The following is an 18,208-nucleotide window of genomic DNA, read 5'->3' as shown; positions in this document are numbered from 1 at the left end:
TCAGACCGTCGCCTCGGTCCCCCGCACCTTGCCGACGACCACGTCGACGATGCCCGCGAGGAGCGCGACCGCCACGAAGCCGAGGGACACCCCGAGCGCGAGCGGCAGCCCGGTCGAGTAGTCGCCGCGGGAGTCGGCGAGCGCCGAGTAGAAGACGCTGCCGACCGCGGCGATGCCGATGGCCGACCCGACGCGCGCGCCGACCTGGATCAGCCCGCCGGCCGAACCACCTTGCTCGACCGGGACCTCGGACAACGTCAGGGTCTGGTTCGGCGAGATGGTGAGCCCCGACCCGACGCCGGCGACCAGGAGCGGCACGACGAGCCACCAGCCGAGGTCCGACTCGTAGTGGTTCGCGACGACCCAGATCACGCCACCCAGTCCGATGAGCACGAGGATCGTCCCGATCACGATCAACTGCCGACCGAACCGGTGCACGATCCGCCCGCCGATCGTCGACGCCACCCCGGACCCGATCGCGAACGCCACCGAGGACAGGCCCGCGAGCAGCGCCGAGTAGTGCAGCCCGGACTGCAGCGCGAGCGTCAGGACGAAGAACAGCGGCGTGAAGCCCGCGAAGTACACCGTGGCGAGGCCGACGCCGAGCGAGAACGACCGGCGGCGGAAGAGCGCGAGGTCGATCACGGGCTCCTTGGTGCGGGCGTAGCGCCGTTCCCAGAGGACGAACAGGACCGCGAAGACGACGGCGGCCACGACGAGCCACCACTTCGCGTTGCTCTTCCACTGCTCGGACTGCACGAACGGCAGCAGCAGCGCGACGACCGCGGCGCCGAGCAGGGCGATGCCCACCGGGTCGAAGTCGTGCTTCCGACCCCGGGCCGACCCGTCGGCCTGCGGCAGGTACTTGAAGGCCAGGAGGATCGTGACGAGTCCGACGGGCAGGTTCACGAAGAAGACGAACCGCCACCCGTTCTCGGTGCCGAACGCCGTGATGAGCAGGCCGCCGACGAGCGGGCCGATCGCCGTGGCGATGCCGACCGTCGCGCCGAAGAGGCCGAACGCGGTACCGCGCTCCTTGCCGCGGAACAGCTGCTGGATGAGCGCGGTCACCTGCGGGGTGAGGAGACCACCGGCCAGGCCCTGCACGAGCCGGGCGACCACCAGGACGATGCCGTTCGGCGCGAAGCCGCACAGCGCACTCGCGACCGTGAAGAGCCCGACGCCGATCACGAACATCCGGCGCCGGCCGGAGGCGTCCCCGAGTCGACCGCCGGGCACGAGGAGCAGACCGAACGCCAGCGCGTAGCCGGACAGGATCCACTGCACCGCCTCGGGCGACGCACCGGGGAGGCCACTCGAGATCGACTGCAGCGCGACGTTCACGATCGACACGTCGAGCAGCACGATCCCCCCGCCGAGCAGGCAGATGACGAGTGCCTTCCACCGGTTCGGGTCGGGCTGGTCGCCCCCGTGCTCGTCCCGCTGCTCGCGAGCGGGCGGAGCGTCCTGCTCGCGAGCCGGGTGCGCGTCGGGGGCAGGCCCGGCGACCTCGGCGGTCGCTGCGTGGTGGGCGTCGTGGTGCGCGACGGTGGGAGCCGCGTCGGGCTCGGCGGACTTGCGGTGTTCGGCTGTCATGACCACTTCACGCTAGGCGCGGGTGGCTGCCGGGATCGCAGACGCGGTTCGCTTCCTGTCCCCCGGACGTGAGCACCTGTACAGCCGAGGGGGTGCGAGGGCGGCCGTCGTGGGTTCGGGTCCGGGACGGACGCCCTCGCGCTACGGCGCCGTCGGGTTCGACGCTGAGGGTCTGGACGAGGCCGACCCGGGAACAGGGATCCGGGCCCCCGCAGCAGGGTCTACGGGGTAGCCCGGCAGACGTTACCTCCGCGCCGCACCGGTACTCCCAGCGGATGCCCGGGCCAGGAGTGCGGCCCCGCGTCCGCTCGAGCCCTCCCCAGCCGCCCGTGCCACGCTCGACCCGTGCACTCCCTCCCCACCGTCGTCATCGCCGGCTGCGGCGACCTCGGCACCGAGACCGGCCTGCGCTTCGCCGCGCAGGGTCACCCGGTCGTCGGCCTCCGCCGCAGCGCCGACCGCGTCCCCGCCCCGCTGACCGGCCGTGCGGTCGACCTCCGCCGCGAGGTCCCGACCATCCCGGACGACACCGGCGTGGTCGTCGTGGCCTTCGCCGCCGGGTCCCGCGACGTCGACGAGTACCGCGCGACCTACGTCGACGGGCTCCGCAACGTGCTCGACGGCATCGCCGCGTCGGCCGCCGACCCGCGCCTGCTCGTCGTGTCCTCCACGGCGGTGTACGACGTCGCCGACGGCAGCGTCGTGACCGAGGCGACCCCGGCGCGCGGTGGTACCCCGACGGCCGCCGTCCTCGTCGAGGCCGAGGCGCTCCTGCGCGAGCGCGCACCCGGTGCCGTGCTCGTCCGTCTGTCCGGCATCTACGGGCCCGGGCGGGAGCGGCTGATCACGCAGGTGCGCGAGGGGGCGGCACGGCTCGCGCCGGGCACGTCGCCGCACACGAACCGGATCCACCGGGACGACGCGGCCGCCGCGATCGTGCACCTGGCGTCCGTGCCGGATCCGGCGCCCACGTACCTCGGCACGGACGACGAACCGAGCCGCCTGGACGACGTCCTGCGGTTCCTCGCCGCCGAGCTCGGACTCCCGGAGCCGACGGTCGGCGAAGGCGACGCGCGACAGGCCGGCGGCGACAAGCGCCTGTCGAACGCGCTGCTGCGGTCGACCGGGTGGGAGCCCCGGTACCCGACCTTCCGCGAGGGCTACCGCGCGGTGCTGGCCGGCGAGGGCGTCCGGCACCCGTAGGGCGCCCGCGCGACCCGACGACGGACGGGAGGCCCGTGGCGGGCCCGCCACGCGCCTCCCGTCCGTCGGGTGGTCGGCTCAGCGACGCTCAGTGCTCGTCGTAGTGGTCCTCGTGGCGAGCGTGCCGGTGGCCGTCGTGCACGAAGTCGACGTGGTCGCCGTGCTCGACGGTCTCGTGCTCGCCGCCGTCCTGCTCGTGGTCGTGGTCGGCGACGTCGTGCTCGGCGACGCGGTGCTCCTCGGCCTCGGCGGCGGGGGTGGTGTCCGGGTTCGACATGGTTCCTCCTTCGTGAGATCAGTTCTCAACAGAAGGCTACGGGAGCGGACCGGGACTGTCCGCGTCGACGCCTGATGAGGCGCACAGCACCGGTCGACGGACCGGGCGGTGTCAGTGCCAGCGGTGGTCCTGGATCGTCATGCGCGGCCCGAACGTCGGCTTCCGGAAGCCCGAGCCCCCGATCAGGCGCACGACCCGTTCCCGGTGCCCGCGCCACGGCTCGAGCAGCTCGAGCATGCCGTCGTCGTCCACCGGGGCGCCCGCCAGCGCCCACCCGACGAGCGCGGGCACGTGGTAGTCCCCGACGCTCGGCGAGTCCGGGTCGCCGTGCGCGCGCTGCGCCGTCTCCGCCGCGGTCCACCGCCCGATGCCGGGGACCGACTGGAGCCGCTGCGCGACCACCGCGCCACCGCGGCCGAGCGCCAGCGTGCGCTCGAGTGCCGGGGCGACCTTGACCGCCCGCATCACCGTCGCCGAACGGCCGGGCTCGATGCCGGCCCGGTGCCACTCCCAGCTCGGGACCCGTGCCCACTGCTCGGGGGTCGGTGGGACGAACATCTCCGCGGGTGCCGGACCGGGTGCCGGCTCACCGAAGCGCCGCAGCAGGTACCGCCAGGCGCGCCAGGCCTGTCGCGAGGTCACCTTCTGCTCCATGATCGCCGGCACGAGCATCGCCACGACCGTGTTCGTCCGGAGCAGGCGCAGCCCCGGTTGGCGGTGCCGCGCCTCGGCCAGGAAGGCGTGGGCGCCCACGTCGAGGTCGGACCAGTCGTCGCCGCGGCCGAGCAGGTCCGGCGCGTGGGTCACCGCCCAGGCGGCACCGTCGCCCCACGCCGACACCGCGACGGCGTCGCTGCCCGCACGGCGGACGAGCACCGAGGCCGCCCCGGCCGGCGTGCGGAGCGCGAGCCACGTGTCGGACCCGACCACCCGGAAGGCGGGGTCACCGGAGCCGCGCTGCAGGGGCCGGAGGGTCGCGCGGACGTCCACCGCGCCTCCAGGCCGGTACACCGTGTCGACCCGCTCGGCCGCGGCGGACCCGCCGGACGGGCCGGGGGCGACGGGGGACGGCAGGGACACACGGGGATGGTAATGCCCCACCACCGTCAGACATGATGGGGAGGTCCCCGCAACCCGACGACGTTGGAGTCTCCGTGCGCATCGGCATCCTCACCTCCGGAGGCGACTGCCCCGGACTCAACGCGGTCATCCGCGCCATCGTGCTCAAGGGCATCGCGATCCACGGCCACGAGTTCGTCGGGTTCCGGGACGGCTGGCGCGGGGTGGTCGACGGGGACATCGTGCCCCTCGGTCGCAAGGACATCCAGGGCATCGCCAAGCAGGGCGGGACGATCCTCGGCACGAGCCGCACGAACCCCTTCGAGGGACCGAACGGCGGCGTCGAGAACATCACGAAGACCCTCGAGCGGCACGGCATCGACGCGATCGTGGCGATCGGCGGCGAGGGCACCCTGGCCGCCGCGAAGCGCCTCACCGACGGCGGCCTGCGGATCGTCGGTGTCCCGAAGACCGTCGACAACGACCTCGGCGCCACCGACTACACGTTCGGCTTCGACACCGCCGTCGCGATCGCGACCGAGGCGATGGACCGCCTCCGCACGACCGGTGAGTCGCACTCGCGGTGCATGGTCGCCGAGGTGATGGGCCGGCACGTTGGCTGGATCGCGCTGCACTCCGGCATGGCCGCGGGCGCGCACGCGATCCTCATCCCCGAGCAGAAGACGAGCATGGAGCAGATCGCGACGTGGGTGCGCGCCGCCTACGACCGCGGTCGCGCACCGCTCGTCGTGGTCGCCGAGGGCTTCGTCCCGGACCACGAGGACACCGCGCACACCGAGCGGGGACTCGACGCGTTCGGGCGACCGCGGCTCGGCGGCATCGGCGAGCGCCTGGCGCCGATGATCGAGGAGATGACCGGCATCGAGACGCGTGCGACGACGCTGGGGCACATCCAGCGGGGCGGCACCCCGACGGCCTACGACCGGGTGCTGTCGACCCGGCTCGGCCTGGCGGCCATCGACTCGGTGGTCGAGGGGCGCTGGGGCCGGATGGTCGCGCTCAAGGGGACCGAGATCGTGCACGTCTCGTTCGAGGACGCGCTGGGCGAGCTGAAGACCGTGCCGCAGGCCCGGTTCGACGAGGCCGCCATCATGTTCGGCTAGGCACGTCCCCCCCCGGGGGCGGCGTCCACCGGTGGTGGTCGCGTCCACCGCTGGTGGACGGGCGGCCGGGAGGCGCGGGTAGCGTCCGACGCATGACGCGCGCAGTCCTCGTCTCCCGTTCCGCACCGCCCACGGTCACGCAGGTCGACCTGGCCGAGCCCGCCGAGGGCGAGGTCCTCGTCGACGTGACGTGCTCGAGCGTCAACTACAAGGACGGCCTGGCCCTGGCCGGCAACCCCGGCGTCGCCCGGGTCGACCCGCTCGTGCCGGGCATCGACGTCGTCGGCACCGTCTCGGCGCTCGGCCCGGGCGTGCACGACGTGGCGATCGGCGACCGGGTCGTGTGCAACGGCGCAGGGCTCGGCGAGACGCGCCACGGCGGCTGGGCGGACCAGGCGGTGGTCCCGAGCGGGTCGCTCGTCGTGCTGCCGGACGGCGTGCAGGACTCCTTCGCGGCGGCGGTCGGCACGGCGGGCTTCACGGCGATGCTGTCGGTCCTGGCCCTGGAGCGGTCGGTGTCGCCCGACGACGGTCCGGTGCTCGTCACGGGCGCGTCCGGCGGCGTCGGCACGGTCGCGATCGCGCTGCTCGCGGCACGCGGGTACCGGGTGACGGCGTCGACCGGCCGACGTGAGCACGAGCGATCCCTGCGGACCCTCGGGGCGACCGACGTGGTCGACCGTGCCACCATCGCCGATCTCGGCAAGCCCCTGCAGCGGGCGACCTGGGCGGGCGCGGTCGACAGCGTCGGCGGTGCCACGCTCGCGAACGTGCTGGCGTCGACGCGCTGGGGCGGTGCGGTCACGGCGTGCGGCCTGGCGCAGGACTCGGCCCTGCCGACGACCGTGATGCCGTTCATCCTGCGTGCCGTGTCCCTGCTCGGCATCAACTCGGTCGAGGCCCCGCTCGCCCTCCGGCAGCAGGCGTGGGACCGCATCGCGACCGACCTCGACCCGGCCCTGCTCGCCGACGTCACGCGCACGGTGGACCTCGAGCGCGCGGTCACGGTCGGCGCCGAGGTCGTCGCGGGGCGGGTGCACGGCCGGACGGTGGTCGACCTCCGCGGCTGACCACCCCCGCAGGCCGACCTCCCGCGGCTGATCTTTCACATCACTGGTGTTTTCACAAACGTTTGCGTATTTCACGCTAGGTTGGGCGGCGGACCACCCGGAACCCACTGGAGGAGCAGCGCATGCCCGTGCCCAAGTCGACCGTCGAGAACTCGCCCCGCAAGCTGCTGCGCGACGTCGTGCTCGAGAAGATGCTCGCCGCGATCCAGGACGGCACGCTCCAGGCCGGTGAACGCCTCAACGACGACGAGCTGGTCGCCTGGCTCGGGGTCAGTCGCACGCCCATCCGCGAGGCGATCGCGAAGCTCGTCGACTTCGGCCTGGTCGAGATGGAGGCGAACCGCTACACCCGGGTCGCCTCCCCCACGCGCGAGCAGTACGACGACGCCTTCCAGCTGCTCTTCGGGTTCGCCGAGCTCGCCGCGCGCTGGGCGATCCCGACCCTCGACGACGCCGCGCTCAAGCAGCTCGGCAAGCTCCTCGACGGCGCCCGGGCACACGCCGACGCCGAGGACCGCAAGCTCAACGACGACATCGACGCGCTGATCGCGTTCCTCGTCGCGCACTCGGGCAACGAGCTGCTCGTGAAGACCGCCGAGGGCATCGTCAACCGCGCGAAGTTCGTGCGGATCGGCCAGCCCGAGTTCGTGTTCTGGGACGTCAAGCACGGACTCGACTCCTTCCGTGCAGCGGCGAAGGGCCGCGACGGCGAGGCAGCCGGCGCCGTGATCCGCGGCATGTCCCGCGCGATGGCCGAGCACCTCGCCGAGGTCCGCGCCGCGAAGGCCTGACCCGGGAACGGGCGCGGGTCCGGCAGCATGGAGCGGTGACCGAACCACGCATCGCAGCCGCCGGACTCCGCGTGACCCGCTCCGGCCGGGACCTGCTGCACGACGTCGACCTCACCGTCCGCAGCGGGGAGCACTGGGCCCTGCTCGGACCGAACGGCGCCGGGAAGTCCACGCTGCTCGCGGTCCTCGGCGCCACGAGCCACCCGACGGCGGGCACCGTCGAGGTGCTCGGTCGGCGACTCGGCCGGACCGACGTCCGCGCGCTCCGCGAGCACATCGGGCACGTGGACCCACGGCACCGGGTCCTCTCGCCCCTGACCGTGCTCGAGGTCGTCCTCACCGGCCTGACCGGGACGACCGACCTCATGCTGCGCTGGGAGCCCACGGCCGAGCAGCTCGACGCCGCACACCGGCTCGTGGCCGACGTCGGGCTCGCCGCACGCACCGACGCGCGCTGGCCGGTCCTCTCGCAGGGGGAACGCGGACGGGCACTCATCGCCCGGGCCCTCGTGGCGGAGCCCGACCTGCTGCTGCTCGACGAACCCGCGACCGGGCTCGACGTCGCCGCGCGGGAGCACCTGCTCGAGACCGTCGACGCCCTGCGCACGCGACGCCCCGACCTGTCGAGCGTGATGGTCACCCACCACCTCGAGGACCTGCCGGCCTCGACCTCGCACGCGCTGCTGCTCCGCGACGGGGCCGTCGTGGCGCAGGGGCCCGCGGACGCGGTCGTCACGTCGTCCGCGGTGTCCGCAGCCTTCGCGTTCCCGCTCACCGTCGACCGTGTCGGTGGGCGCTGGCACGCACGCCGGGCGCCGGGGGCGACCCGCGCCTCCCGGCAGTCGTCCTGACCACGGGGACACCGGGACGGACGGGCCGGACACGGCGACGCGCGGACCGACCGGGCAGGCGGCCCGACCGGCCCGATCGCCCGACCGGGGCGACCGGGCCGACCCGCCCTGCGGGCTACGCCGTCGCGGCGGCCGCGGCCCTCGCGGCGGCGGGCAGCGCGTCGAGCACCCGGCCGACGGCCCGGTCGTCGTGCGCCGCGGTGACGAACCACGCCTCGAACACGCTCGGCGGCAGGGTGACCCCGGCGTCGAGCATCGCGTGGAAGAACGGCGCGTACCGGAACGCCTCCTGCGCTCGGACGTCGTCGTAGTTCCGCGGGGCCTCGTCGAGGAACGCGAACGAGAACAGGTTCCCGGCGTGCTGCACGGTGTGCGCGACCCCCTCGGCGGACAGCGCTGCGCTGGTCGCCTCGGCGATCGTCGCCGCGGTGCGGTCGAGGTGCGCGTACACCTCGGGTGTCGCCGCACGGAGCGTCGCGGTGCCGGCGGCGACGGCGAGCGGGTTCCCGGACAGCGTGCCCGCCTGGTACACCGGCCCGAGCGGGGCGAGGAAGTCCATCACCTCGCGGCGACCGCCGAGCGCGGCGAGGGGCATGCCGCCGCCGATCACCTTGCCGAACGTGACGAGGTCGGGCTTCCACCCGGTGCCCTCGGGGACGGTGCCGTCGGCCTCGAGCCCCCACCACCCCGCCGGGCCGACGCGGAAGCCGGTGAGGACCTCGTCGACGATGAGCAGCGCACCCTGCGCACGCGTGATCTCCGCGAGCGCACGGTTGAAGCCGGGCTCCGGCGCGAGCACGCCCATGTTCGCGGCGGCCGACTCGACGATCACCGCGGCGATGCGCTCCGCGTGCTCGTCGAACGCGGCACGGACGGCGTCGAGGTCGTTGTACGGCAGCACGAGGGTCTGCGCCGCGGTCTCGGCGGTGATGCCGGCGCTGCCCGGGAGGGCGAGCGTCGCGACACCCGAGCCGGCCTCGGCCAGCAGGGAGTCCGAGTGGCCGTGGTAGTGCCCGGCGAACTTCACGAGCAGGTCGCGACCGGTGTACCCGCGGGCCAGCCGGATCGCGGTCATCGTCGCCTCGGTGCCGGTCGACACCATGCGGAGCTTCTCGATCGGCCCGTCGCCGGCGACCTGCACGCGCTCCCGCACGAGCTCGGCGAGCTCGGTCTCGCCCGGGGTGGACGCCCCGAACGACAGCCCGCGGGCGGCGGCCTGCTGCACGGCCTCGACCGTGCCCGGGTGCGCGTGCCCGAGGATCGCGGGGCCCCACGATGCGACGAGGTCGACGTACTCGCGCCCCTCGGCGTCGGTCACGTACGCGCCCTTCGCGGCGGTGAGGAACCGCGGGGTCCCGCCGACCGAGCCGTACGCGCGGACCGGGGAGTTCACGCCCCCGGGGATGCTCGCCTTCGCGCGACCGAACAGCTCGTCGTTCGTCGTGGCGGTGCTGGTGCTGGTGCTGGTGGTCATTCGGGGGCCTTCCCGGTCGAGGCGACGCCGGACACCGCCGCGGTGCTGCCGGACGTGCGCAGGCCGGCCTCCTGGTTGAGCTTCCGCGCGATGTCCACCGCGAAGTAGGTGAGGATGGCGTCCGCACCGGCACGCTTGATGCCGACGAGGGCCTCCATCGCCGCGGCGTCGCGGTCGATCCAGCCGTTCTGCGCCGCCGCGGTGATCATCGCGTACTCGCCCGAGATCTGGTACGCCCACACGGGGACCTCGGAGACGTCGGCGGTTCGGGCGAGCACGTCGAGGTAGCTCATCGCGGGCTTCACCATGACGATGTCGGCGCCCTCCTCGATGTCGAGCAGGACCTCGCGGAGACCCTGCCGTCCGTCGGCGGCGTCGATCTGGTACGTGCGGCGGTCGCCCTGCAGCGTGGACGCGACGGCCTCGCGGAAGGGGCCGTAGAACGCCGACGCGTACTTGGCGGAGTACGCGAGCAGTGCGGTGCCGCTGTGCCCGGCGGTGTCGAGGGCGTCGCGGGCGGCGGCGATCTGACCGTCCATCATGCCGCTCATGCAGACGAGCTCGGCGCCGGCCTCGGCCTGGGCGACGGCCATGTCCCGGTAGCGCAGGAGCGTGCCGTCGTTGTCGACCGAGCCGTCGGCCGCCAGGACACCGCAGTGGCCGTGGTCGGTGAACTCGTCGAGGCACAGGTCGGACTGCACGACGAGGGCGTCGCCGACCTCTTCCTTCGCGATCCGGATCGCGACGTTGAGGATGCCGTCCGGGTCGGTCGCGCCGGAGCCCACTGCGTCCTTCGCGGTGGGCACGCCGAACAGGTTCACGCCACCGACGCCCTGCTCCGCGGCCTCGGTGAGCGCTCGGCGGAACGAGTCGAGGGAGTGCTGCTGCACGCCCGGCATGCTCGAGATGTCGATCGCGTCGGTCGCCCCCTCGCGGATGAACATCGGCAGCACGAGCTCCGCGGGGTGGAGCCGCGTCTCGGCGACCAGCCGCCGCATGGCGGGGGTGGCGCGGAGCCGACGGGGGCGGACCTGGGGGAAGCGTCCGGTCACGATGACCTTCCTGTTCTGGGGTTCGGGTGGAGGGTCTCGACGACGGCGTCGAGGAGGGCTTCGGCGGACCGGCTGCGGGCGACGACGTGCACGGGCAGTCCGGCGGCACGCGCGGCGTCGGCGGTGGACGGTCCGATGCACGCGATGCGCGTGCGCGGGTCGAGGGGGGTCATCCGGCGGACGACCTGGTCGGCGACGCTCCCGCTCGTCACGAGCACGGCGTCCGGTGGTGGGGTGAGGACGAGCGGGTCGTCCCCCGTCCCCACGGTACGGTACGCGACCACCTCCGACACGGCGAGGCCGCGGGCGCGCAGGCCGTCGACGAGCGTCGGCGCGGCGATCTCCGACCGGGGGGTCAGGACGGGTCCGGCGTCGGCGGGGAACGCGGCGACGAGGCCGGCCGCGGACTCGTCCTCGGGCACCAGGTCGACGGGCCAGCCCGCCGCGCGGGCGGCCCGTGCGGTCGCCGCGCCGACGCAGGCCACGCGGACCCCGGCCGGGAGGCGCGGCACGCGTCCGGCGACCACGCGCACGGCCGTCGCGCTGGTCACCACGAGCCAGGGGGCACCGGTGGCGACCCTGTCGGGTCCGCTGCGGTCCGTGGGTGGCGCGTCGCGCCTCCCGGCCGGGTCGTCGCGCGGTCCGTCAGCGCGCTGTCCGCTGGCCTCGCCAGCGGGCGCGGCCGGTACTGCCCCGAGGCGGGCGAGCGCCGCGTCGAGCGCTGCCGGGTCGGCGGGCGGTGCGTCGGTGATGAGCGGGACGACGACCGGCTCGAGTCCGCGGGACCGGGCGGCCTGAGCCACCGACTCGCCCCACGCACCGCCGCGCGGGACGAGGACGACCGGTGGCCGTGCCTCGTCCGCGACGCGAGCGGTGTCGTCCGTGGTGCTCCCCTACTCGGCGGGTGTCGCCAGGCCGGGGCCCGCCGAGTGCTCGCCGTCGGCGGGGGCGTCGGACACCGTGGATGCCAGGTCCGCGAGCTCGGCGGCGCCGTTCTCGAGCAGCTCGGCCGCCACGCGTCCGGCGACGGCGAGGGCCTCGTCGAGGCGGTCCTGCGCGGAGCCGTCGAGGTGCGCGGCGTGCGACGCGGTGCGGTACTCGGCGCCGTCGGGGCGGTAGACCGTCGCGGAGACGAGCAGGAGCTCGGCGTCCACGACCGCGGTCGCACCGATCGGAGCGGAGCAGCCCGCCTCGAGCTTGGCGAGGACCTCGCGCTCGGCCGTCACCGTGAGGCGCGTCGGGGCGTGGTCGAGCTTCCGGAGCGCCGCGAGGAGCCCCTTGTCGGTCTCGTCGCTGCGGATCTCGACCGCGAGCGCGCCCTGACCGGGGGCGCTCGGCCAGAAGCCCAGGTCGAGCAGCTCGGTCGCGGCGTCGAGCCGGTCGATCCGGCCGAGACCGGCGGCGGCGAGCACGACCGCGTCGAGGTCGTCGTCCACCCGACCGAGCCGGGTGTCGATGTTGCCGCGCATGTCGACGACGTCGAGGTCGGGACGCTTCGCCCTGAGCTGCGCGACCCGGCGCGGTGAACCGGTGCCGACCTTCGCGCCCTCGGGGAGCGTGTCGATCGTCCCGGCGTTCCGCGCGACGAGGACGTCACGGGCGTCGGCGCGCTTCGGCACCGACGCGATCGTCAGCCCCTCGTACGGCGCGGTCGGGAGGTCCTTGAGCGAGTGCACGAGCACGTCGACCTCGCCCGCGACGAGCGCCTCGCGCAGGGCACTGGCGAACACGCCCGTCCCGCCGAGGCTCGCGAGCGACGCACGGTTCACGTCGCCCTCGCTCGTCACGGTCACGAGCTCGACCGGACGGCCGGCCGCCTTCGCCAGGCGGTCGGCGACGTCCTGCGACTGCGCGACCGCGAGCCGGCTGGCACGGGTGCCGAGCCGGATCGGCACCGGGCCGTCGGCGGGCGTGGCGACGGGCTCGGGCGCTGTGCGGTCCGGGTCCGTCACGGGGCGACGCCGGCCGCGGCGGGCTTGAACCCGGCGCGGACGTTCTCGCAGCAGCCCGGACGGCACACGTCGTACCAGGGGCCGATGTCGGTCAGGTGCGGGCGCTCGCTCTTCGGCGTCCCGTTCACGCGCTCGAGCACCAGGTCGACGAGCCCCGACACGTACGCCGGGTCGACGCCGGGCGTCTGCGTGCGGAGCGACCAGAAGCCGAGCTCGCCGGCGGTCTCGGTGGCTTCCTCGTCGAGGTCCCACATGACCTCCATGTGGTCGCTCACGAAGCCGAGCGGGACGATGAGCACGGCGCGGGTCGGGCCGCCCTTGAGCTCCTCGTTCATGTAGTCGTTGATGTCCGGCTCGAGCCACGGCTGCGTCGGGGGGCCCGAACGCGACTGGTAGACGAGCTTCCAGCCGGGCTTGGACGTGCCGCGCAGGTGGGCGTGCTCGGGCTGCTCGAGCAGCTCGTTCCACGCCTGCTCGAGGACGACCTCGCCCACCGCGAGGTGCTGCGCCTCGTACGCGCCGTGCTCGTCGAAGCCGCGGTGGTCCGGGCCGGACTTCGCGGCGTCGGTCGACGGGATCGAGTGCGTCGAGAACAGGATGCGGAGCTCGGTCGCGACGTCGAGCCCCTCGTTCTCGGCGATCGCGCGGGCCATGCCGTCGCGCACGCCGTCGACGAACGGACGGACGAAGCCCGGGTGGTCGAAGAACTGCCGGACCTTGTCGACCTGGATCGTGTCGATCAGGCCGGTCTCGGTGAGCACCCGCGCGTAGTCCTCGCGGTACTGGCGGCAGCTCGAGAACGACGAGTACGCGCTCGTTGCGATCGCGACGAGCTTCGTGTACCCCTTGTCGGCGGCCTCGGTGAAGGCCTCCTCGAGGTAGGGCGCCCAGTTGCGGTTGCCCCACAGCACCGGCATGTCGATGCCGCGCTTCGCCAGCTCGGCCTCGAGCGCCGCCTTGAGCGCACGGTTCTGCGCGTTGATCGGGCTGACGCCGCCGAAGTGGCGGTAGTGGTGCGCGACCTCCTCCAGCCGCTCGTCCGGGATGCCCCGGCCGCGGGTGACGTTGCGCAGGAACGGGATGACGTCGTCCTGGCCCTCCGGTCCGCCGAAGCCGGCGAGCAGGATGGCGTCGTACGCGGTCGGGACCTCGACGTGCTCGGGTCCGTCGGCCGCGGCGGGCGTCGCGGCGAGGACCGTGCCCCGCCCGTTCGAGATCTGGCTGGTGTCGGTCACGACAGCACCTCCGGCAGTTCGGCGGTCGTCACGCGACGACCGGTGAAGAAGGGGACCTCCTCGCGCACGTGCAGGCGCGCCTCGGTGTAGCGCAGGTCGCGCATGAGGTCGACGAGGTCGACGAGTTCGGGGCTCTCGAGCGGCAGGATCCACTCGTAGTCGCTCAGGGCGAAGGTCGCGATGGTGTTCGTCAGCACGCGGCGGTACTTCGCGCCGGCGATGCCGTGGTCGCGGAGCATCTTCGAGCGTTCTTCCTCCGGCAGGAGGTACCACTCGAAGGACCGGACGAACGGGTACACCGTGATCCAGGCCTCGGGGTCCTTGCCGCGCAGGAAGGCGGGGGTGTGGCGCTTGTTGAACTCGGCCTCGCGGTGCATGGCCATCACGTGCCAGACCGGCTCGGCGTCCTGGAACAGCCCCGTTCGGCGGACCTCGCGCAGCACGGCCTGGATCGCCTGGGCGTCGTCGCCGTGCAGCCACACCATGACGTCGGCGTCGGCGCGGAAGCCGGAGACGTCGTAGAAGCCGCGGACGGTGACCCCTCGCTCGGCGGCACGGGCAACGACCGCGTCCAGCTCGGCCACGGCGTCGTCACCGACGCGGTGCACCGGGCCGAGCGGCCGGCGGAACACCGCCCAGAGGGCGTACGCCGTGAGGAGGTTCGGGTCGATGCCCGAAGCGGGGTCGGTCTCGTGCGCGGGTTCGTGCGACGCGGTCTCGTGCGTCGACTGGTGCACGTCGGAGCTCATGGTTCCTCGTCCTGTCGGTTGCCTGGGTCGTGGCTGGGCTGCCGCGGACGGAGGACCACCGATGGGCGGTCTACCGCCGTCGGAGCACCACTGCGACGATACTCCCGACCACCGCCACCCCGGCTGCGAGGCCGGCCAGGTAGGGCACCGGCTTCTCGTCGATGCCCTGCTTGACCTTCGACGCGGCGATGCCGAGCTGCTTCGGGACGTTGAGCTTGTCCTCGATGGCGTCGAGCGTCTCGAAGAGCTGGGTTCGCGTCGCGGCGACGCGGTGCTCCAGGTCGTCGTGGTGGTCGGTCACGGTTCCTCCGTCGGTGGTGCTGGTCGGGGTGCTCGGGACCGCGTGCGGTCGACGGCGTCGGAGACCGCGGTCGCGGTCGGCGGGCGGGAGCGCCTGCGGTCCGCGGTCAGGACCGCTTGCGGTCGGCGGCCGCGGGCTTGTTGCCGAGGCCCTTCACCGCGTTGACGTCGTCCTTCACGCTGTCGATCGTGCGCTTCGGCGTCAGGGGCAGCGCCTTCTGGAACCGCTTCCAGCCGACGAAGCCGAGGATCCCGGCGACGATCAGCATCACGACGGCGAGCAGCAGCGCCGCCAGCCACGCGGGCATCACGGTCGCCAGACCCATCACGGCGGCGGTCAGGAGCACGCCGATCGCGTACAGGACGATGACGAGTGCGCCGATGAGCAGACCCGCTGCGAGCCCGATGATCTTCGCCTTGCCGATGAGCTCGGCCTTGAGCAGGTCGATCTCACCCTTGACGAGGTTCTTGACCAGCTTCGGGACGTCCCCCACCAGACCGAACAGCGAGCGCGACCGGCGGTCGCGGGTGTCGGTCATGAGGTCTTGCTGTCCTTCTTCTGGGCGACCTTGCGGACGACCTTCTTGGTCTGCTCGCCGACGAACTCGGCGACGTCCGGGGTCTTGTCCTGGATGAAGTCCTCGGCGACGTGCACGCCCTTCTGGACTCCGTCGCTGTTCCAGACCTTGCCGCTGACGGTCTTGATCTGCTCGTACCGCGCCCGTCCGGCTCGCGATCCCAGGACGTACCCGAGTGCGGCGCCGGCGACGAAAAGGAGCTTGCCTCGCATGTGCGGTTCCTCCGAGGTTTCGGTGTGCGGTGTCATGCGCCGATCGGAATACGTCCGGCGTCCCACCACAGTAGCCCTCGGCCGGTCTCCGGTCCGCTCAGGAATCCAGGAGGCTCGCAGCGGACGCCCGGGCCGCCTGCACGATGCCCGCGAGCCCGCGGCCGGAGGTCGTCTCGCCGATGCCGACGACCCCCTCGGCGAGGCCCGCCGCGGTGAGGTCCGGTCCGTACCAGCGGACGCGCGCTGCGCCGAGCACGCGGTCCGGCGTGACGGGCACGCCGAGCAGGGCAGTGGCGTCGCGGGTGGCGCGGGTGCCGGTCGCGTCCGTGGGGTCGACCGGGAGGCTCGTCCCCGGCTCGGGCGCGCCGGTCCCGCCCGCCGTCTCCTCGCCACGGGCACCGGGTGCGGTCTCCGGAGCGGTCGCGTAGCTGAGTCGGAGCACGTGGCGCCCGGCGGCGGCCTCGGCCAGCCACGGCCACTTCACGGTCGCGTGGGTGAGGGCCTTGGCGGCGACGTCGCGGGCCTCGGGGTGGACGAGCATCCCGGTGCCGCGCGGTCCGGCGTCGAGCTCGGGCTGGTCGACCACGAGCGTGACGAGTTCGATCCCGGTGCGGTCCGGCGCGGCCGTGCGCGCGGGGTCGGCGGTCGAGGACAGCACGTGCTGCGCGGGGAGGCGCTCGCGGGTGCCGTCGGGCCCGACCACCTCGACGGCGTTCCGCTCGACGGCGACCGCCCGGGTGTGCAGACGGACCTCGATGCCGTACGTCCCGGTGTCGGCCACGAGCTCGTCGACCAGGCGGACGATGCCGCCGCGGATGCCCTGCACGGCCGAGCCCGCCGTCGCCTTGGCCCGCATGGCGAGGACGGCGCGGGCGAGCGACCCCTCGCGTTGCAGGGCGGACCGGAGCCCGGGGGCGACACGGTCGGGGTCGAGCTGGTCCGGGTGCGTCGAGTAGACCCCGCCGGCCACGGGCACGACCAGGTCGTCGAGCACGCGGTCGCCCATCCGCCGGCGCACGAGCTCGCCGAGCGAGGACGCCTTCGCACCGACCGGCGAGGGCAGGAGCGCGTCCATCTGGGCACGCAGCCCCCCGCGCTGGCCGACCACGGCGAGCACGTCGGCGGCCATCGGCGTGCCGGGGATGCCGAGGAACCCGGTCTGCGGGATCGGGGCGGTCCGGCCGTCGCGGGTCATCAGCCACGCACCGCGCGGGTCCGGCGACACGACGTCGTTCCCGAGGCCGAGCTCGGTCGCGAGCCGCGCGACGGCGTCGGTCCGGGTCGCGAACGACTCCGCGCCCATGTCGAGGTCGAGCCCCGCGACGGTGTGCCGGCGGAGCATCCCGCCGAGCCGGTCCCCGGCCTCGACGAGCACCACGTGCGCGCCGCCCTTCGCGAGGTCCCTCGCGACCACGAGGCCGGCGACCCCGCCGCCGACCACCACGACGTCGGTCACGCTGCGGCCCCCTCCGTGGTGCCGAGCTCCGTGCCGTCGCCCAGCCCCGTGCCGTCACCGAGGGAGTGCAGCAGCTCGACGACGCGCGTGAGCACGGTCGGGTCGGTCTCCGGGGGCACACCGTGCCCGAGGTTGACGACGTGCGCTCGTGCCGCCCCGCCGCGGCGCACGACGTCGCGCACGTGGGCCTCGAGCACCGCCCACGGTGCCGACAGCATCGCCGGGTCGATGTTGCCCTGCACGGTGACGCCCGGGCCGACGCGGCGGACGGCGTCGTCGAGCGGGATGCGCCAGTCGACCCCGACGGCGTCCACCGCGACCGTGTCGGACGGGTCGCCGAGGGTGGTCATCTCGTGCAGGACCTCGCCGCTGCCGACCCCGAAGTGGATCCGCGGGACGCCGAGGTCGGCCACGTGCCCGAGGGCCGTCGCCGAGTGCGGGGCGACCGACGCGACGTAGTCGGCGCGCGAGAGCGACCCGACCCACGAGTCGAACAGCTGCGCGGCCGAGGCGCCGGCGGTGACCTGCGCGCGGAGGAAGGCCCCGGAGACGCCGGCGGCCCAGTCGAGCAGGCGCGCCCAGGTCTCCGGGTCGGCGTGCATGAGCGTGCGGGCGCGGATGTGGTCCTTCGACGGGCCGCCCTCGACGAGGTATGCAGCGAGGGTGAAGGGCGCGCCCGCGAAGCCGATCAGCGGGGTGTCGCCGAGCTGCTCGACGGTGCGCTGCACGGCCTCGGTGATCGGCGCGAGGGCGTCCGGCTCGAGCGGTGCGAGGGCGGCCACGTCGGCGGCCGTGCGGATCGGAGACCCGAGCACCGGACCGCGGCCGGGGACGATCTCGACGTCGACACCCGCGAGCTTGATCGGCACGACGATGTCGCTGAAGAAGATGCCCGCGTCGACCCCGTGCCGCCGGACCGGCTGGAGCGTGATCTCGGAGGCCAGCGCCGGGTCGAGGCACGCGTCGAGCATCGCGGTGCCGACGCGCAGGTCGCGGTACTCCGGCAGCGACCGACCGGCCTGGCGCATGAACCACACCGGCAGCGTCTCCGGCCGGTCCCCGCGCAGCGCCCGGACGAGCGGCGACTGCGCGGTCCGACCGGTCACGAGCGGGTGGGTGTCGGGCAGGGCGGAGGTCGGCGCGTCGGTCACCGGACGATTCTCCCATCGGAGGCGAGGGTGTCCATGAGCACGCGGTCAGCGAACAGCCCGTGGAGCGATCGCGGGTTA

Annotated in this window: 19 protein-coding genes; 5 read left to right on the top strand and 14 right to left on the bottom strand. The window is 73.9% G+C overall.

Annotation, left to right across the window (positions count from 1 at the left end):
* Nucleotides 1-1,596, bottom strand: a complete 1,596-nt coding sequence (locus tag QOL16_RS00490) for an MFS transporter (RefSeq protein ID WP_083395202.1) — start codon at nucleotides 1,594-1,596, stop codon at nucleotides 1-3.
* Nucleotides 1,597-1,941: 345 nt separating this feature from the next.
* On the opposite strand from QOL16_RS00490, the gene QOL16_RS00485 reads away from it, so the two are divergent.
* Nucleotides 1,942-2,799, top strand: coding sequence for an NAD(P)-dependent oxidoreductase (locus tag QOL16_RS00485; protein ID WP_071248320.1), 858 nt, complete (start codon nucleotides 1,942-1,944; stop codon nucleotides 2,797-2,799).
* A gap of 88 nt (nucleotides 2,800-2,887) precedes the next feature.
* Here the strand turns inward: QOL16_RS00485 and QOL16_RS00480 are convergent, their stop codons facing one another.
* Together QOL16_RS00480 and QOL16_RS00475 are read right to left on the bottom strand one after the other, a co-directional pair.
* Nucleotides 2,888-3,076 (bottom strand): zinc transporter permease, encoded by a 189-nt coding sequence (locus QOL16_RS00480; protein ID WP_065961569.1) that lies wholly within the window; start codon nucleotides 3,074-3,076, stop codon nucleotides 2,888-2,890.
* A 111-nt stretch (nucleotides 3,077-3,187) separates the two neighbouring features.
* Nucleotides 3,188-4,150 (bottom strand): DNA-3-methyladenine glycosylase, encoded by a 963-nt coding sequence (locus tag QOL16_RS00475; RefSeq protein WP_071285848.1) that lies wholly within the window; start codon nucleotides 4,148-4,150, stop codon nucleotides 3,188-3,190.
* Between the two features lie 80 nt (nucleotides 4,151-4,230).
* Here QOL16_RS00475 and QOL16_RS00470 point away from each other — a divergent pair, with 80 nt between their 5' ends.
* The 4 genes from QOL16_RS00470 (at nucleotide 4,231) to QOL16_RS00455 (ending at nucleotide 7,971) form a co-directional block, all read left to right on the top strand.
* On the top strand, nucleotides 4,231-5,259 hold the full coding sequence (locus QOL16_RS00470; protein WP_065961567.1) for a 6-phosphofructokinase: 1,029 nt from the start codon (nucleotides 4,231-4,233) through the stop codon (nucleotides 5,257-5,259).
* Nucleotides 5,260-5,351: 92 nt separating this feature from the next.
* A complete protein-coding gene (locus tag QOL16_RS00465; RefSeq protein WP_065961566.1) occupies nucleotides 5,352-6,329 on the top strand; it encodes an MDR family oxidoreductase in 978 nt (325 codons plus the stop codon).
* Between the two features lie 122 nt (nucleotides 6,330-6,451).
* A complete protein-coding gene (locus QOL16_RS00460; protein WP_065961564.1) occupies nucleotides 6,452-7,120 on the top strand; it encodes a GntR family transcriptional regulator in 669 nt (222 codons plus the stop codon).
* Between the two features lie 35 nt (nucleotides 7,121-7,155).
* Nucleotides 7,156-7,971, top strand: coding sequence for an ABC transporter ATP-binding protein (locus QOL16_RS00455; RefSeq protein WP_071285676.1), 816 nt, complete (start codon nucleotides 7,156-7,158; stop codon nucleotides 7,969-7,971).
* Between the two features lie 115 nt (nucleotides 7,972-8,086).
* On the opposite strand, the gene hemL is transcribed toward QOL16_RS00455, so the two are convergent.
* The 11 genes from hemL to hemE form a co-directional block, all read right to left on the bottom strand.
* The gene (hemL, locus tag QOL16_RS00450) at nucleotides 8,087-9,445 is read right to left on the bottom strand and encodes a glutamate-1-semialdehyde 2,1-aminomutase (protein ID WP_071285678.1); all 1,359 of its coding nucleotides are present in this window, start codon (nucleotides 9,443-9,445) and stop codon (nucleotides 8,087-8,089) included.
* Nucleotides 9,442-10,497, bottom strand: a complete 1,056-nt coding sequence (gene hemB, locus QOL16_RS00445; protein ID WP_290439175.1) for a porphobilinogen synthase — start codon at nucleotides 10,495-10,497, stop codon at nucleotides 9,442-9,444. The genes hemL and hemB overlap by 4 nt, the downstream gene beginning before the upstream one ends.
* Nucleotides 10,494-11,300 (bottom strand): uroporphyrinogen-III synthase, encoded by an 807-nt coding sequence (locus tag QOL16_RS00440; protein WP_065961521.1) that lies wholly within the window; start codon nucleotides 11,298-11,300, stop codon nucleotides 10,494-10,496. The genes hemB and QOL16_RS00440 overlap by 4 nt, the downstream gene beginning before the upstream one ends.
* Nucleotides 11,301-11,390: 90 nt before the next feature.
* A complete protein-coding gene (gene hemC / locus QOL16_RS00435; RefSeq protein WP_071285766.1) occupies nucleotides 11,391-12,449 on the bottom strand; it encodes a hydroxymethylbilane synthase in 1,059 nt (352 codons plus the stop codon).
* Nucleotides 12,446-13,684 carry a ferrochelatase gene (locus QOL16_RS00430; protein WP_171898742.1) on the bottom strand — a complete coding sequence of 413 codons (1,239 nt, stop codon included), beginning with the start codon at nucleotides 13,682-13,684 and terminating at the stop codon, nucleotides 12,446-12,448. Before QOL16_RS00430 ends, hemC begins: the two co-directional genes overlap by 4 nt.
* Nucleotides 13,681-14,433 carry a hydrogen peroxide-dependent heme synthase gene (hemQ, locus tag QOL16_RS00425; protein ID WP_083395195.1) on the bottom strand — a complete coding sequence of 251 codons (753 nt, stop codon included), beginning with the start codon at nucleotides 14,431-14,433 and terminating at the stop codon, nucleotides 13,681-13,683. The genes QOL16_RS00430 and hemQ overlap by 4 nt, the downstream gene beginning before the upstream one ends.
* A gap of 70 nt (nucleotides 14,434-14,503) precedes the next feature.
* The gene (locus tag QOL16_RS00420; RefSeq protein ID WP_065961519.1) at nucleotides 14,504-14,734 is read right to left on the bottom strand and encodes a DUF3618 domain-containing protein; all 231 of its coding nucleotides are present in this window, start codon (nucleotides 14,732-14,734) and stop codon (nucleotides 14,504-14,506) included.
* Nucleotides 14,735-14,840: 106 nt separating this feature from the next.
* Nucleotides 14,841-15,272 carry a phage holin family protein gene (locus tag QOL16_RS00415; RefSeq protein ID WP_071248300.1) on the bottom strand — a complete coding sequence of 144 codons (432 nt, stop codon included), beginning with the start codon at nucleotides 15,270-15,272 and terminating at the stop codon, nucleotides 14,841-14,843.
* On the bottom strand, nucleotides 15,269-15,523 hold the full coding sequence (locus tag QOL16_RS00410) for a hypothetical protein (protein ID WP_065961589.1): 255 nt from the start codon (nucleotides 15,521-15,523) through the stop codon (nucleotides 15,269-15,271). The genes QOL16_RS00415 and QOL16_RS00410 overlap by 4 nt, the downstream gene beginning before the upstream one ends.
* Before the next feature lie 97 nt (nucleotides 15,524-15,620).
* Nucleotides 15,621-16,979: an NAD(P)/FAD-dependent oxidoreductase gene (locus QOL16_RS00405; RefSeq protein ID WP_254780336.1), complete on the bottom strand. Its 1,359-nt coding sequence runs from the start codon at nucleotides 16,977-16,979 to the stop codon at nucleotides 15,621-15,623.
* Nucleotides 16,976-18,130 (bottom strand): uroporphyrinogen decarboxylase, encoded by a 1,155-nt coding sequence (gene hemE / locus QOL16_RS00400; protein ID WP_217637650.1) that lies wholly within the window; start codon nucleotides 18,128-18,130, stop codon nucleotides 16,976-16,978. The genes QOL16_RS00405 and hemE overlap by 4 nt, the downstream gene beginning before the upstream one ends.
* Nucleotides 18,131-18,208 lie beyond the last annotated feature (78 nt).

Source organism: Curtobacterium sp. MCBA15_004, from assembly GCF_001865055.2.
Lineage (GTDB): Bacteria > Actinomycetota > Actinomycetes > Actinomycetales > Microbacteriaceae > Curtobacterium.
The sequence above is the reverse complement of the archived record's forward strand: the minus strand, read 5'-3'. Positions and strand labels throughout refer to the sequence as shown.

Coding starts and splice junctions, on each gene's coding strand:
- hemQ (WP_083395195.1), bottom strand. CDS start 14,433: ATGAGCTCCGACGTGCACCAGTCGACGCACGAGACCGCGTCGCACGAA.
- QOL16_RS00460 (WP_065961564.1), top strand. CDS start 6,452: ATGCCCGTGCCCAAGTCGACCGTCGAGAACTCGCCCCGCAAGCTGCTG.
- QOL16_RS00480 (WP_065961569.1), bottom strand. CDS start 3,076: ATGTCGAACCCGGACACCACCCCCGCCGCCGAGGCCGAGGAGCACCGC.
- QOL16_RS00465 (WP_065961566.1), top strand. CDS start 5,352: ATGACGCGCGCAGTCCTCGTCTCCCGTTCCGCACCGCCCACGGTCACG.
- QOL16_RS00415 (WP_071248300.1), bottom strand. CDS start 15,272: ATGACCGACACCCGCGACCGCCGGTCGCGCTCGCTGTTCGGTCTGGTG.
- hemL (WP_071285678.1), bottom strand. CDS start 9,445: ATGACCACCAGCACCAGCACCAGCACCGCCACGACGAACGACGAGCTG.
- QOL16_RS00490 (WP_083395202.1), bottom strand. CDS start 1,596: ATGACAGCCGAACACCGCAAGTCCGCCGAGCCCGACGCGGCTCCCACC.
- QOL16_RS00410 (WP_065961589.1), bottom strand. CDS start 15,523: ATGCGAGGCAAGCTCCTTTTCGTCGCCGGCGCCGCACTCGGGTACGTC.